Annotated in this window: 14 protein-coding genes; 3 read left to right on the forward strand and 11 right to left on the reverse strand. The window is 73.6% G+C overall.

The annotated features are described in order from the left end of the window. The coding region (locus tag CHC04_RS23135; protein ID WP_141233902.1) for an integrase core domain-containing protein at window positions 1-303 on the forward strand (303 nt) is incomplete at its 5' end. Between the two features lie 98 nt (window positions 304-401). Here CHC04_RS23135 and CHC04_RS23140 read toward each other — a convergent pair. Both CHC04_RS23140 and CHC04_RS23145 read right to left on the reverse strand, forming a co-directional pair. Then, complete coding sequence (locus CHC04_RS23140) at window positions 402-1,298, reverse strand: DNA-3-methyladenine glycosylase family protein (protein ID WP_217897519.1); 897 nt, start codon at window positions 1,296-1,298, stop codon at window positions 402-404. Window positions 1,299-1,327: 29 nt separating this feature from the next. Continuing rightward, window positions 1,328-1,912, reverse strand: coding sequence for an antibiotic biosynthesis monooxygenase (locus tag CHC04_RS23145; RefSeq protein WP_245817695.1), 585 nt, complete (start codon window positions 1,910-1,912; stop codon window positions 1,328-1,330). 160 nt (window positions 1,913-2,072) lie between these two features. Here CHC04_RS23145 and CHC04_RS23150 point away from each other — a divergent pair, with 160 nt between their 5' ends. Further along, a complete protein-coding gene (locus CHC04_RS23150) occupies window positions 2,073-2,927 on the forward strand; it encodes a DNA-formamidopyrimidine glycosylase family protein (RefSeq protein WP_089406324.1) in 855 nt (284 codons plus the stop codon). Between the two features lie 40 nt (window positions 2,928-2,967). Here CHC04_RS23150 and CHC04_RS23155 read toward each other — a convergent pair whose 3' ends face one another. Further along, window positions 2,968-3,810 (reverse strand): PspA/IM30 family protein, encoded by an 843-nt coding sequence (locus CHC04_RS23155; protein ID WP_089406325.1) that lies wholly within the window; start codon window positions 3,808-3,810, stop codon window positions 2,968-2,970. Window positions 3,811-3,996: 186 nt separating this feature from the next. Here CHC04_RS23155 and CHC04_RS23160 point away from each other — a divergent pair, with 186 nt between their 5' ends. Then, window positions 3,997-5,034: a PfkB family carbohydrate kinase gene (locus CHC04_RS23160; protein WP_089406326.1), complete on the forward strand. Its 1,038-nt coding sequence runs from the start codon at window positions 3,997-3,999 to the stop codon at window positions 5,032-5,034. Here the strand turns inward: CHC04_RS23160 and CHC04_RS23165 are convergent. The 8 genes from CHC04_RS23165 to pgsA form a co-directional block, all read right to left on the reverse strand. Further along, on the reverse strand, window positions 5,031-6,626 hold the full coding sequence (locus CHC04_RS23165; protein WP_245817697.1) for a glycoside hydrolase family 13 protein: 1,596 nt from the start codon (window positions 6,624-6,626) through the stop codon (window positions 5,031-5,033). The two genes, CHC04_RS23160 and CHC04_RS23165, sit on opposite strands and share 4 nt — an antisense overlap. A 41-nt stretch (window positions 6,627-6,667) precedes the next feature. Next, window positions 6,668-7,972 (reverse strand): ABC transporter ATP-binding protein, encoded by a 1,305-nt coding sequence (locus CHC04_RS23170; protein WP_089406328.1) that lies wholly within the window; start codon window positions 7,970-7,972, stop codon window positions 6,668-6,670. 48 nt (window positions 7,973-8,020) lie between these two features. After that, a complete protein-coding gene (locus CHC04_RS23175) occupies window positions 8,021-8,854 on the reverse strand; it encodes a carbohydrate ABC transporter permease (protein WP_089406347.1) in 834 nt (277 codons plus the stop codon). Beyond that, window positions 8,854-9,816 (reverse strand): carbohydrate ABC transporter permease, encoded by a 963-nt coding sequence (locus CHC04_RS23180; protein WP_089406329.1) that lies wholly within the window; start codon window positions 9,814-9,816, stop codon window positions 8,854-8,856. The genes CHC04_RS23175 and CHC04_RS23180 overlap by 1 nt, the downstream gene beginning before the upstream one ends. Further along, window positions 9,813-11,090 (reverse strand): extracellular solute-binding protein, encoded by a 1,278-nt coding sequence (locus tag CHC04_RS23185; protein WP_245817699.1) that lies wholly within the window; start codon window positions 11,088-11,090, stop codon window positions 9,813-9,815. Before CHC04_RS23185 ends, CHC04_RS23180 begins: the two co-directional genes overlap by 4 nt. 205 nt (window positions 11,091-11,295) lie before the next feature. Further along, window positions 11,296-12,525 carry a DUF4032 domain-containing protein gene (locus CHC04_RS23190; RefSeq protein ID WP_089406331.1) on the reverse strand — a complete coding sequence of 410 codons (1,230 nt, stop codon included), beginning with the start codon at window positions 12,523-12,525 and terminating at the stop codon, window positions 11,296-11,298. Window positions 12,526-12,627: 102 nt separating this feature from the next. Continuing rightward, on the reverse strand, window positions 12,628-13,038 hold the full coding sequence (locus CHC04_RS23195) for a helix-turn-helix domain-containing protein (protein ID WP_089406332.1): 411 nt from the start codon (window positions 13,036-13,038) through the stop codon (window positions 12,628-12,630). A gap of 233 nt (window positions 13,039-13,271) precedes the next feature. Next, window positions 13,272-13,934: a CDP-diacylglycerol--glycerol-3-phosphate 3-phosphatidyltransferase gene (pgsA, locus tag CHC04_RS23200; RefSeq protein WP_089406333.1), complete on the reverse strand. Its 663-nt coding sequence runs from the start codon at window positions 13,932-13,934 to the stop codon at window positions 13,272-13,274.

Consider the following 13,934-nt stretch of genomic DNA (forward strand, 5'->3'; position numbering starts at 1 on the left):
GGGGTCACCATCGAGCGGGTGCTCACCGACAACGCCATGAGCTACCGCCGCGGCAACGCCTGGATCACCGCCTGCACCGAGCTGGGCATCGTTCGGCGGTTCATCCAGCCCGGCCGCCCGTGGACCAACGGCAAGGCCGAACGGTTCAACCGCACCCTGCGCACCGAGTGGGCCTACGCCACCGGCTGGACCAGCAACGACCAGCGCACCACCGCCCTGGACGCCTGGCTGAGGCACTACAACACTGCCCGCAGCCACTCCGCCCTCGGAGGCCACCCACCGATCAGCCGACTGGCCGCGTGAACAACCTGTCCGGTCACGACAACTAGTCGAAGGACCACCCTCCTCCCCACGCCTCGCACGCTCGGCACGGGCCCCTGGAGGGTGGCCGTTCCAGTCCGTCACCCAGCGCGCTGCTCGTGGGCGGCGCGCAGCAGGACCGCCGCCCAGCTGCGGTAGGGACGCCACCGCTCGGCGATGCCCGCCAGCTCCGCCGCCGAGGGGTCCTCGAGCCCGTAGCGGGCGGCCATCTCCTCGTGCAGCCGCGGCTCGGCGGACGGGAAGACGTCCGGCGCGCCGGCGCCCCGCACCACCACCAGCTCGGCGGAGAACGGGCCGATGCCGGGCAGCTCCCGGACCTGCGCCAGCGCCTGCTCCACCGGCAGGTCGCGCAGCCGGCCGCCGTCGAGCCGCCCGTCGAGCGCGGCCCCGGCCAGCCCGCGCAGCCGCTGCCGCTTGACCGCCGGCACCGGCAGCTCGTCGGCCACGGCCATCAACCGCGCCGGGGTGGGGAACGCCGTCACCGCGACGCCGTCCACCTCGTGGCGGGTCCCCCAGCGCCCGGCGATGCGCGCCTTCGTGCCCGCGGCCGCGGCGGTGCTGGTGCGCTGCGAGAGCACCGCCCAGCAGGCGGCCTCGTACGGGGACCAGAACGAGACGGGGCGGAAGCCGGGCCGGGCGGCCGCCAGCGGCGCGAGCACCGGGTCGGCGGCGGCCACGGCGGGGAACCCCGCGCCGTCGACGTCGAGGCCCAGGACGCGGGCGACCTGCTCGGCCAGCCGGGGCGGGTCGGCGTCCGCCCGGACGTGGACCGCGCCGCCGGCGTCCTGGGACACCGCGATGCCGGCCGCGGTGTCCGAGCCCTCGGCCCAGCAGGCGAGGCGCAGCACGCCGTCGGGCGCGCCGCGGTGGCGGGCCGGCGCGAAGCCCTCGAGGAAGCGGGTGCTCTGGGCCAGGTCGAACGGGCCCCGCACGGGGATCTGCTGCACGGAGATCCGCTGCACGGAGATCTGCTGCACGGCCCCGGTCTACGCCGGGGGTGTGACGGTCAGCGGCCGCCGCGCAGCCAGGGGCCGAACCAGCGGGTCAGCCGCGGCATGAGCACCTGACCGAGCAGCACGACGACGACCGTCGCCGACAGCAGCAGCCGCAGCGGCAGCGGCCACGAGGCGACGTGCGGGGCCACCAGCAGCGAGAAACCGAGCGTGATGGCGAAGACGGCGGCGATGGTGAGCACCGTGAGCCGCCAGCGCGGGCCCGGCCGCGGCGGGGTCAACGCGGTGAAGAAGCTGTCCAGCCCGGCGACGCGGGCGTAGTCGGCGCCGTCGGAGAGGTGCTCGACCCGGGTGAGGGCGGTCTGCCGGACCGATGAGCGCTCCCAGCGGGCCAGCGACTCCCCGTCGGCGAAGCGGTAGACGAGGTGGTAGCGCGTCGAGCCGGGACCCGGGCGCAGCATGCTGGCGCCCAGGTTCCCCGGGAAGCCGGCCGCCAGCCCCAGGACCTCGTCGGCCCAGCGCTCGAACGCCTCCCGCTGGTCGGGCCGCACGTCGCGGGCGACGGTCACCGTCACCGGCTCCCCGGCGGAGGTCAGGTGCGCGGGCGTGGTGCTGGCCGGGTCGGGACGTCGCTGCACGGATCCTGGAGCGCCGCGGCGGCCGCGGCCCTTCCCGGGCCCGGAGTGACCTCCCTCGCCTGCGAGCATTCGAAGGGCCCCCTGCTCCCCACCGCTCGCACGCTCGCGGCGGGCCCTGCAGGGGGGGCCGACGGCCTGGTCACCAGGGACACTGGAGGACGTGCCCGAGGGAGACACCGTCTGGCTGGCGGCCAAGCGGATGAACACCGCGCTGGCCGGCCAGACGCTGCGCCGCGGCGAGCTGCGGGTGCCGCAGCTGGCCGCGACCGACCTGACGGGCCGCACCGTCAGCGAGGTGGTGCCCCGCGGCAAGCACATGCTCACCCGGTTCAGCGACGGCTGGACGCTGCGCACCCACTACCGGATGGACGGCAGCTGGCACATCTACGCCAAGGGCGCCCGCTGGCGCGGCGGGCCGGCCTTCTCGATCCGGGCCATCCTCGCCACCGACCGGTGGGACTGCGTCGGCTATCGGCTGCACGACGTCACGCTGGTCCGGACCGCGCACGAGGACTCCGTCGTCGGCCACCTCGGCCCCGACGTCCTGGGTCCCGACTGGGACCTCGACGAGGCGTTGCGCCGGCTGCGGTCGCACCCCGACGAGCAGATCGGCGTCGCGATCCTCGACCAGCGCAACCTGTGCGGGCCGGGGAACCTCTACAAGGTCGAGGGCCTGTTCGTCTGCGGGGTGCACCCGTGGATGCGGGTGGCCGACGTCGAGGACCTCCCGGCGCTGGTGGAGCGCACCCGCGGGCTGATGCTGGCCAACCGCGACCGCCCGGAGCAGAGCACCACCGGTGACCTGCGCCGCGGCCGTGACCACTGGGTCTACGGCCGCAAGGACAAGCCCTGCTACCGCTGCGGCACCCCGATCCTGCGCGGTGACCAGGGCCCGGACCTGCAGGAGCGGATCACCTACTGGTGCCCCACCTGCCAGGCCACCGACGCCCCGGTCGACCCGGCGGCCCGCACCGGCGAGGCCGACCACCCGCCGCCCTTCGCCACCGCCCACTGACGACGGAGCCCCTGCCCCCGACGGGGACAGGGGCTCTCGTTCAGGCGTTCTCGGGGCGCTGCGCCGGCTGCTCGGTCTTCTCGAACGACGGTGCCGGCGACCCCGGGCCGATCGCCCCGGCCGCACCCGTGCCGCCCTCGACCGCCTGCGGGCCGGTGCCGCCACCGCCCATGCCGGCCCGGATCTGCTCCAGCCGGGAGGCGCCGGCGACGTCGAGGGTGGCCTTCTGCACCTCGAGCATGCGGCCCTCGACGGAGGTCTGCGCCAGCTCGGCCTGGCCGAGCGCGTTGGCGTAGCGGGCCTCGATCTTGTCGCGCACCTCGGCCAGGCTCGGCGTGTTCCCCGGCGCGGAGAGCTCGTTGACCTGCCGCATGGAGGCGGCCACGTGCTCCTGCATCCTCGCCTGCTCGAGCTGGCTCATCAGCTTGGTGCGCTCGGCCAGCGTCGTCTGCAGCCGCATCCGGCTCTGCTCGACCGCGCCACGTGCCTGCTCGGCGGCCTGCAGCGCCTCGTCGTGGCTGCGCTTGAGGTCCTCCATCGCCTGCTCGGCGGCGACCAGCTGGGTGGCGAAGGCCTGCGCGGCGTTCTCGTACTCGGCGGCCTTGGCCGCGTCCCCCTTGGCGCGGGACTGGTCGGCGAGCACCAGCGCCTGGCGGGCCGAGGCCTGCAGCTTCTCGACCTCGCCGAGCTGGCGGTTGAGCCGCATCTCCAGCTGGCGCTGGTTGCCCAGGACGGCGGCGGCCTGGTTGGCCAGCGCCTGGTGCCGCTGCTGCTCGGCCTCGATCGCCTGGGCGATCTGGATCTTCGGGTCGGCGCGCTGGTCGATCTGCGCGTTGGCCGACGCCGTCAGGTACCGCCACAGCTTGACGAGCGGGTTGGGCATGTCGGGCTCCTCCTGGTCCGGCGCGGTCCGGCGCCGCCTCGTGGCTGCTGTGGACCGCCGCGGTCCGCGGCGGTCCTCCCCGTCATCGTCCCAGGAGAAGCCGCACCCGGCCCAGCAGGGACCTCCCCCGTCCACCGCTCCGGGGATCCCCGGGTGCCGGCGGCGGCCGGGCCCTATGGTCGGGCGATGGACCGCGACGCCCCCGTCACGCCCACCCTCACCGTGCTGGGCGAGCTCGTCGTCGACCTGCTGCCGGTCCCCGGCGCCGACGCCGGCCCCGAGGGCACCGCGCCGCACTACGTGGCCCGCCCCGGCGGCAACGCGCTCAACGTCGCCGTCGCCGCGGGCCGGCTGGGCACCCGGGTGGCGCTGCTGGCCCGCCTGGGCACCGGGCCGATGGCGCCCGCGCTGCGCCGGCACGCCGAGCTGTCGGGCGTCGACGTCGCCGGGATGGTGGCGGCGTCGGAGCCGGTCAGCCTGGCCGTCGTGGGGCTGGGGCCCGACGGGTCGCCGGACTACGGCTTCCACGTGCTCGGCGCGGCCGACTGGCAGTGGACCGACGAGGAGCTTGCCGCCGTCCTGCCGGAGGGGACGGCGGTGCTGCACGTCGGCTCGATCTCCTCGTGGACGCCGCCGGGCTGCGAGGCGATCGCCCGGCTGGCCGAGCGCCTGGCGGGGAGCGGCCTGGTCAGCGTCGACCCCAACGTGCGCCCGATGCTGGCCGGCGGCCCGGTGGGGGCGGCGCTGGGCAACGACCGCGACGCGGTCCGGGCGCGGCTGGACCGGCTGGTCGCCGTCGCCGACGTGGTCAAGGTGAGCGCCGAGGACCTGGCCTGGCTCGAGCCGGACACCCACGACCTCGACGACGCCGCGCAGCGGTGGGCGGCGCGCGGCCCGGCGCTGGTGCTGCTCACCGACGGCGGCGCGCCGCTGCGGATCGCCCGGCCCGGGCGCCCGCTGCTGCACCGCTCCCCGCCGCCGGTCACCGTGGTCGACACCGTGGGCGCCGGCGACTCGCTGGCCGCCGGCCTGTTCGCCGGGCTGCTCGGTGCCGGCGTGACCGGCCGCGGCGAGCTCGAGGGCCTCTCCGACGACGACCTGCTGGCCGTGGTCGACGACGCCGCGCTCGTCGCCGCCCTCAACTGCACCCGGGTGGGCGCCGACCCGCCGACGGCCGCGGAGCTGGCCGCCGCCCGGGAGCAGCGCGTCGCCGGGGCCGGTTAGGGCGCCAGCCAGGCGGCGGTGTCCGGCGGCAGGTCCGCGGCGGCCCCCCCGCTGGTGAGCAGCACCGTACCCAGGCCCGTCAGCGGGACCGGCCGCGCGGACAGGTTGACCACGCAGCGCAGCGCCGACCCGCGGTCGAAGGCCAGCACGTCCTCGCCGAGGTCCAGCCAGGTCAGCGGTTCCTCGCCGAGCAGCTGCCGGCGCAGCCGCAGGGCGTCCCGGTACAGCGACAGCGTCGAGGACGGGTCGTCGCGCTGCGCCTGCGCGGTCAGCGACCGCCACGACGCCGGCTGCGGCAGCCAGGGGCTCACCCCGTCGGGGGCGAACCCGAACGGCGGGCGGTCCCCCGACCACGGCAGCGGCACCCGGCAGCCGTCCCGGCCGCGGGCGGTGTGCCCCGACCGCTCCCACGTCGGGTCCTGCAGCGCCTCCTCGGGCAGGTCCTCCACCTCGGGCAGCCCCAGCTCCTCCCCCTGGTACAGGTAGGCCCCGCCCGGCAGCGCCAGGGTCAGCAGGGCGGCGGCGCGTGCTCGCCGCAGCCCGAGAGCGAGGTCGGCCGGCGCGGCGGCGTCGAAGCCCATGACCGCGGCGCCGCTGTCGGCCCGGCCGAAGCGGGTGACGTGCCGGGTCTCGTCGTGGCTGGACAGCACCCAGGTGGCCGGTGCACCCACCGGGGCCAGCGCGGCCAGGGTGCCCTCGACGACCGCGCGCAGCGCCCGTGCGTCCCAGGGCGCCTTCAGGTAGTCGAAGTTGAACGTCGTGTGCAGCTCGTCCGGGCGCACGTAGCGGGCCAGCCGCTCGGGCCCGTTGACCACGGCCTCGGAGACGAACAGCCGCTCACCGTCGTAGGTGTCGCCGATGCGGCGCCACCGCCGGAAGACCTCGTGCACCGCGTCGACGTCCCAGTGCGGGTTGTCCACCCACTCGCTGCTGGCGAACGTCGCGTCCGGCGGGTGTCCGGCGTCGGGCAGGTCGGGCACCTTGGCCATGGCCGGGGCGGCGTCGACGCGGATGCCGTCCACCCCGCGGTCGAGCCAGAAGCGCACGATCCCGTCGAACTCCTCCTGCACGTCCGGGCTGTCCCAGTCCAGGTCGGGCTGCTCGGGCGCGAACAGGTGCAGGTACCACTGCCCCGGCCGGCCGTCGAGCTCGCGCACCCGGGTCCAGGCGGGCCCGCCGAACGCGCTGATCCAGTCGTTGGGTGGCTCCTCGCCGCCGGCGCGGCCGTCGCGGAAGAAGTAGCGCGTCCGCTCCCGGGAGCCCGGGGCGGCCGCCAGCGCGGCCCGGAACCACGGGTGCTCCGACGAGGTGTGGTTGGCGACCAGGTCGACGACGAGCCGCAGCCCCAGGGCGTGCGCGTCGGCGAGCAGCGCGTCGACGTCGTCGAGCGTGCCGAACCGCGGGTCGACGTCGCGGTACTCGCTGACGTCGTAGCCGCCGTCGGCCATGGGCGAGGGGTACCAGGGGGTCACCCACAGCGCGTCGACGCCCAGGTCGGCCAGGTACGCCAGCCGGCTGCGCAACCCGGGCACGTCGCCCAGACCGTCGCCGGTGCCGTCGGCGAAGCTGCGCAGGTAGACCTCGTAGACCACCGCCGTCCGCCACCACGGACGGCGGTGGTCCCGCCCGTCGCTCAGGCGGCGCCGGCCCGGTGCGCCCCGGACGCCCCCGACCCCCCGCTGCTCTGACCGCCGACGGTCTGCCCGGTGGCCTGGGCGTGCTGCACCTGCTCGACCCGGTCCTCGGAGGCCATTTGCGTCAGCCGGGCGCCGGCCTCCGCGTCACGGGTGAGGTTCTCGCCCGTCTGCGGGTCGAAGACGTGCACCTTGCGGCTGTCGAGCCAGAAGTCCGCCTCGCGGCCCTCGCGGATCCGGCTGGTCGAGTCGATGGACACGATGGCCTGGGTGCGCAGCTCCTCGGAGTCCAGCTCGCGGGACAGGTCGCGCAGCTGCGCGGTGATCGCCTCCGGCGCCTCGTAGGGGATGTAGGCGTACTGGGAGTCGCCCAGCCACTCGGTGACGTCGACCCGCGCGCGGAAGACCGAGCCGTAGGGCCGCTTCGCCTCGTCGACGAGGCTGGCGTCCTCGAAGTACTCCGGCCGGATCCCGACCAGCAGCAGGTCCCGCCCCTGCACCGCGGCCACCTGCCGCTCGTCGAGGGCGATCGGGCCGAACGGTGTCTGCAGACGGTTGCCCTCCAGCGTCGCCGGCAGGAAGTTCATCGGCGGCGAGCCGATGAACCCGGCGACGAAGAGGTTCACCGGCTGCTCGTAGAGCTCCCGCGGCGAGGCGACCTGCTGGATCTTGCCCTTGCGCAGCACGCAGACCCGGTCGCCGAGGGTCATCGCCTCGGTCTGGTCGTGGGTGACGTACACCGTGGTGATGCCCAGCCGGCGCTGCAGCCGGCTGATCTCCGTGCGCATCTGGCCACGCAGCTTGGCGTCGAGGTTCGACAGCGGCTCGTCGAAGAGGAACGCCTCGGCCTGGCGCACGATCGCGCGACCCATGGCGACGCGCTGCCGCTGGCCACCGGAGAGGTTGGCCGGCTTGCGCTCGAGGTGCTCCTTGAGCTCGAGGACGTCGGATGCCTCGTTGACGCGGCGGCGCACCTCGTCGTCGGGGGTCTTGGACAGCCGAAGCGGGAAGGCGATGTTCTCGAACACCGTCATGTGCGGGTACAGGGCGTAGTTCTGGAACACCATCGACAGGTTGCGCTCGCGGGGCGCCAGGTCGTTGACCCGCTTGCCTCCGATGATCATGTCGCCGCTGGTGATGTCCTCGAGACCGACGATCATCCGCAGCAGGGTGGACTTCCCGCAGCCGGACGGGCCGACCAGGATCATGAACTCACCGTCGGCGATGTCGAGGCTCACGTCGTTCACGGCCGGATAGCCGTCCCCGTACTGCTTGACGATGTGCTTCATCTCGATGGAGGCCATCAGATCTCGTCCCCTCGGTGGGTCGGCGGGATGGTGGGCACGGCCGGGTCAGCCCTTGACCGCGCCGTTGGTGAGACCGGCGACGATGCGCCGCTGGAACAGCAGGACCAGGACGACGACGGGGATGGTCACGATCACCGCTGCGGCGGCGATGGCCCCGGTCGGGTCCTGGAACTGGGAGGCCCCGGAGAAGAGACCGAGCGCAGCCGGGACCGGACGTGCCGCACTGGTCGAGGTCAGCGAGATGCCGTAGGCGAAGTCGTTCCAGGCGATGAAAAACGCGATGATCGCCGTGGTGAAGACGCCGGGCGCCGCCAGCGGGACGATCACCTTGCGGAAGGCCTGCCACGTCGTCGCGCCGTCGACCTGAGCCGCCTGCTCCATCTCCCAGGGGATCTCGCGGAAGAACGCGGACATGGTCCAGATGGAGATCGGCAGGGTGAGGGACAGGTACGGGATGATCAGCCCTGGCCAGGTGTCGTACAGCCCGATCTGCCGCCACAGGTTGAACAGCGGCGTGACGATCGAGATGACCGGGAAGATCGCCACTCCCAGCGCGGTGCCCAGGATCAGTTTCTTCCCGGGGAAGTCCAGCCGGGCGATGGCGTACGCGGCGAACATCGACAGGAGGCAGGAGATCGCGGTGGCGATCAGGCAGATGCCGAAGCTGTTGCGCAGTGCCGGCAGGAACAGGTCACTGGCCGTGCCGGTCAGGATGGTCGAGTAGTTCTCCCACGTCCAGGCCGACGGCAGGAACGACTTGTTCGCGAGGTCCGCCGTGGTCTTGAAGGACAGCGAGACGATCCAGGCGATCGGGAACAGGCAGTACAGGATGATCAGGACCCCGCCGACCCACCACCAGGTCTTCTCCTTGGTCGACATCACCGCTCCCCTCGTGCCTGGGCCAGGTCGACCTTGAACCCCTTGATGAACAGGAACGCGATGAGCACCACCGACAGGAAGAGCAACACGGAGACGGCCGAGCCGAGGCCGATCTCCACCCGGGAGATCGTCTGCCGGTAGGCGAGGAACGAGACCGACTCGGTGTTGTTCGCGCCTGCGGTCATGATGAAGATGCTGTCGAAGATCCGGAACGCGTCGAGGGTGCGGAACAGCAGCGCCACCATGATGGCGGCCTTCATGTTGGGGATGGTGACCCGCCACATCCGCTGCCACCAGGTGGCGCCGTCGACCTTCGCCGCCTCCTGCAGCACGTCAGGGACCTGTGCCAGGCCGGCCAGGAGCAGCAACGAGATGAACGGGGTCGTCTTCCAGATCTCGGCCAGGCAGATCACGAAGAGCGAGGATGCCTGACCACCGAACCAGTCGGTGGTGTCGCTGACGCCTGGCAGCCAGGCGAACCAGCTGTTCACGAAGCCGGTGTCGATCCGGAAGGCGAACTGCCAGGCGAAGGCCGACACGACCGTGATCACCGCGTAGGGGATCAGGATGGCGGCCCGGACGACCGGGCGGATCGACGAGAGCGCCTTGGCCATGACCAGCGCCAGGGCGAACCCGAGGACCAGCTCGACGGCCACCGTGACCACCGTGATGATCACGGTGACGAGGATGGCCTGCCACCACACGCCGTCGGTGAGGATCACCCAGTAGTTGCCGAGGCCCTCGAAGGACCGGTTGTCCGGGTCGGTCAGCCGGTAGTTGAACAGCGAGTAGTAGACCGCCTGCACGATGGGGTAGGCGGTCACGAGCAGCATGACCACGAAGGCCGGCCCGGCGAGCAGCCAGCCGAGCTTGCGCTCGGCCCGGGACCGGTCGCTGATCGACCCGCGCGGCGCGGAGACCGGCTGGGTCTTCTCCGTGGGTGGGAGCGTCGTCTGTGTCATAGCAGCTGCTCTCCTGACAGGACGGCCCGGGTGAGCGTCTCCGTGCGCTCACCGGTTTGGTCGTTGACCGAGCCCGGCGGGTGGAACTCCCGCAGGAAGCACCCGAGGACCTCGCTGTAGTAGGCCGTCAGCGGGCGGGAGGCCGCCAGCTCCAGGGACTCGCGGATGGTGTCGGCCATCGGGTAGGCCTCCTGCACCTCCGGGTCGTCGTACACGGCGACCGACGACGCCGGGTTGCCGTTCGTGACCATGTACTCGGCCTGGTTGTCGTCCTGCACGATGCAGGTCACCGCCTCGTAGGCGAGGTCGACGTTCCGGCTGAACGCCGACACGGCGATGTCGATCCCGCCGAGGGGAGGTGCGCTCGGGGTGCCCTCGTCGACAGCGGGGTAGAGCGCCCAGCCGTAGTCCTCGGGCACCGACGCGTCCAGGGTGCCGGCCTCGACCTTGCTCTGCGCCTGCGCGTAGACGAACGGCCAGTTCACCATGAAGCCGGCGTCGTCGCTCTCGAACTCGCTCGCGCTGGTGTCCTCGCTGGCCGTGGTGAAGCCGGCGCCGACCGCGGAGGAGTTGGCGACGGCGGCCATCACCTCGGAGGCGCGGTCCGCCTCGGGGGTGGCGAGCCCGAACTCGATGTCTTCGGGGCTCTCCCCGCTCTCCACGATGTACTGGCCACCGGCGGACTCGAGGAGCGCGTTGAACCACACCATCAAGGACTCCGAGCGCCTGCCCTGGGCGCTGAGCAGCTTGTCCTGGCCCTCGGCGGCCTCGATCAGCTGGTCCCAGGTGACCGGCTGGCTCATGTCGAGCCCCGCCGCGTCCGCGACCGACTTCCGGTACCAGAGGAGCTGGGTGTTGGACCAGAAGGGGACCGCGACGAGCTCGTCGTTCCACGTGGCGGAGTCCAACGCACCCTCGAACACCCCCTCGCTGACCTCCTGCGCGACGTCCTCCGGCACGGGAGCGAGGAACCCCGCCTGCGCGAACTCCGGCGGGAAGACCACGTCGAGGCTCATGAGGTCGATCGACTCGTCGTTGGCCGCGAGTCGGCGGATGAGCTGCTCGCGCTGGGCGGGCGAGTCACGCGGGAGCTGGGCCACCTCGATCCGGTAGGCCCCGTTCGACTGCTCCGAACAGCGCTCGGCGATGGTCGCCTGGCCGCCCGAGTCGGGGTTGATGTACCAGGTCAAGGTGGGGGTGCTGCCGCCCTCCCCGCCGCCGCACGCGGCCAGCGTCGACGCGACGACCGCGGCAGCGGCCGCGCTCCCCAGCACCCGCCGTGGCCGTCCGCGCCGGCTCCGGGGGGTTCGCCCGCCTCCGGGCTTCACGACTCCGACTGCTGAGCTGGACAAGACGCACCGCCTCCGTCTCGGCGAACACCGACGATCACCGCGTCGTCGTTACCGTGGCCCAGGCCACATTCGTGCGCAACCCGGCCGTGTCACCGTCGTGACCAGCGGGTGCGGCGCGGCACTCCGCTCAGGGGCGGGTGACGATCACCGAGGGTGTCGTGAGCTCGGGCGGCATCGAGGGCAGGACGGTGCGCACGTAGGACCGCGCGGCCTCGGTCGTGCCGACGTCGCGGCCGGCCTGCTCCGAGAGGAACCAGCGGTGCTCGAGCACCTCGTGGAAGACCTCGGCCGGCTCCAGGCGCCCGGCGAGCTCCGGCGGGATGGCGTCGACGACGGGCTGGTAGACCTCGGCGAGCCAGCGCGCCCCGGCGACCGTCTCCGACACCGGTCCGCCCGCCTTCTGCTCGAGGTAGGCGCGGAAGGAGCGCAGGTCGTTGAGCAGCCGCCGCGCCTGGTTCTCCTGGACCTCCAGGCCGGTGAGCCGGAACAGCTCCCGGCGGTGCTGGCCGGGAGCGGACACGCGGGTCTCGACCCGCAGGCGGGCGCCCTCGTCGGAGGTCACCAGCTCGACCTCGCCGACGTCGAAGCCGAGGTCGTTGAGGCGCTGGAGGCGCTCGGCCACCCGGTAGCGCTGCTCGTCGGCGCGGAAGACCTCCTCGTGGGTGACCTCGTCCCACAGCGACGCGTAGCGCACGGGGAGGCTGTCGGCCACCTCGATCGGGTCGACGCCGTCGGGCAGCAGCTCCCCGTACTGCAGGTCCAGCAGCTCGGCGCCGACCCGCTCGCGGGCCAGGTCGAGGTCGTAGTGGCGCTGGCCGCGGGTGAGCGAGGGGTGGCGCTCGGCGGTCTCGGCGTCGACCAGGTAGGCCGCCAGCGCGCCGGCGTCGAGCCGGAAGAGGGTGTTCGACAGCGAGCAGTCGCCCCAGAAGATCCCGGCGAGGTGCAGCCGCACGAGCAGCACCGCGAGGGTGTCCATCAGCTGGTCCACCGACTGCCGGGCGCTGGGCCGGGAGAAGAGGTACCGGTAGGACATCGAGTACTCGAGGTAGCGGGTGACGAGGATGGCGTCCTGCCCGTCCGGGCGGTCGACGCAGATGCCGAGGACCGAGACCGACGGCAGGCCCTCCTCCTCGAAGTCACCGAGCAGGTCGTACTCGTGCCGGGCGAGGTGCTCGCCGATCTCCTTGAGCGCGAAGACCTTGCCCTGCGCGGCGACGAAGCGGACGACGTGCCGGGAGATGCCGCGCTGCGGCACCTCGAGCAGCAGGTCGGGGTCCCACTCCTCGAGCGGTTGGTGCCACGGCAGCGTCAGCAGCTCCGCGCCGTCGGTCCCCGGTGGACGGAAGAGGTATCGCACCGCGACCTCCCGTGGTGGCCCCCAGCGGCCGACCGCCCGGGCCCGGGCGGTCGCCGACCACCCTCCCACGAGCCCGGCCCGGACGTGGGCCGGGCACGCGGGTCAGGCGGCGAGTGCGACGGCGCCACCGGCGCGGTGGGCCGCCCGCGTGGCGCCGACCAGGGCGAGGGCGGGCTCCGGCTCGGCGGCCGGGACCGGCGCCGCCTCGGCCGGCTCCTGCTCGGCAGGAGCCGCCTCGGCGGCCGGGGCGGCGGCAGGCGCCAGCGGACGGACGCGGCTGCCCGGGGCGCGCAGCTCGGTGCTCACCTCGGCGAGCAGGTCGGCGAGCTCCACGTCGAGGGCGTCACAGATCGAGGCGAGCAGCTCGGAGGAGGCCTCCTTCTGCCCCCGCTCGACCTCGGAGAGGTACCCGAGACTGACCCGGGCGGCACCGGAGACGTCGCGCAGCGTCCGCCGCTGGCGCAGCCGGTGACCACGGAGGGTCTGCCCGAGCTGGGTGCGCAGCAACGTCATGGCCGTCTCCTGTCTGGCGGAGTGAAGAGCGGCGGCACCGGGGTGCCGTGCGCCCACGGTACGCGGGCCCCCTGTCCGGCACCGGGCCGGCGGGCCCGCGTCCGCTCACGGCGTAACACCGCGCCGGGCCTGCGCGTTCCCCGCCCGCGCCGACCAGGTGACGTGCTGGAACGGGCTCCTCGCAGGGGCCCGCGCCGAGCGGAGCGAGGCGTGGGGGGCGAGGAGGTCCTTCTTCAGGCGGCGGTGTCGGTGCGCGAGCCGGCCGGCCCGGCGGCCCGCCGGGCGGCGGCCGCCCGGATCGCCCGGGCGCTGGTCCGGCGCAGGGCGAGCGCCCGCCAGACGTAGTCCAGGCCGGTGGCGAGGGTGAGCACGAGGGCCGCGGCCATGACCCACCAGCGGGCGGTGGCCAGCAGCCCGGTCAGCGGCAGGATGTAGAGGCCGATGGCCAGCGCCTGCACCACGGTCTTGGCCTTGCCGCCGCGGCTGGCCGCGATGACGCCGTGCCGGATCACCCAGAACCGCAGCAGCGTCACGCCGAGCTCGCGGACGAGGATGGCCAGCGTCACCCACCACGGCAGCAGGGCGAGCACCGACAGCCCGATGAGCGCGGTGCCGGTGAGCGCCTTGTCGGCGATCGGGTCGGCGAGCTTGCCGAACTCGGTGACCTGCCCGGTGCGGCGGGCGATGAGCCCGTCGTAGCGGTCGGTGATGATCGCCGCGCCGAAGAACACCGTCGCCCAGACCCGGCGGGTGTCGTCCATGCCGCCGTCGGAGAGCAGCAGCACGGCGAACACCGGGACCAGGGCGAGCCGCAGCACGGTCAGCGCGTTGGGCAGGTTGACCAGCCGGGCCGACTGCGGCGGGGTCGCCGCCGGGTCGGGGACGACCGCGCTCAC

The organism is Geodermatophilus saharensis, assembly GCF_900188205.1.
Classification (GTDB): domain Bacteria; phylum Actinomycetota; class Actinomycetes; order Mycobacteriales; family Geodermatophilaceae; genus Geodermatophilus; species Geodermatophilus saharensis.

Coding starts and splice junctions, on each gene's coding strand:
- CHC04_RS23155 (WP_089406325.1), bottom strand. CDS start 3,810: ATGCCCAACCCGCTCGTCAAGCTGTGGCGGTACCTGACGGCGTCGGCC.
- CHC04_RS23160 (WP_089406326.1), top strand. CDS start 3,997: ATGGACCGCGACGCCCCCGTCACGCCCACCCTCACCGTGCTGGGCGAG.
- CHC04_RS23170 (WP_089406328.1), bottom strand. CDS start 7,972: ATGGCCTCCATCGAGATGAAGCACATCGTCAAGCAGTACGGGGACGGC.
- CHC04_RS23175 (WP_089406347.1), bottom strand. CDS start 8,854: ATGTCGACCAAGGAGAAGACCTGGTGGTGGGTCGGCGGGGTCCTGATC.
- CHC04_RS23180 (WP_089406329.1), bottom strand. CDS start 9,816: ATGACACAGACGACGCTCCCACCCACGGAGAAGACCCAGCCGGTCTCC.
- CHC04_RS23195 (WP_089406332.1), bottom strand. CDS start 13,038: ATGACGTTGCTGCGCACCCAGCTCGGGCAGACCCTCCGTGGTCACCGG.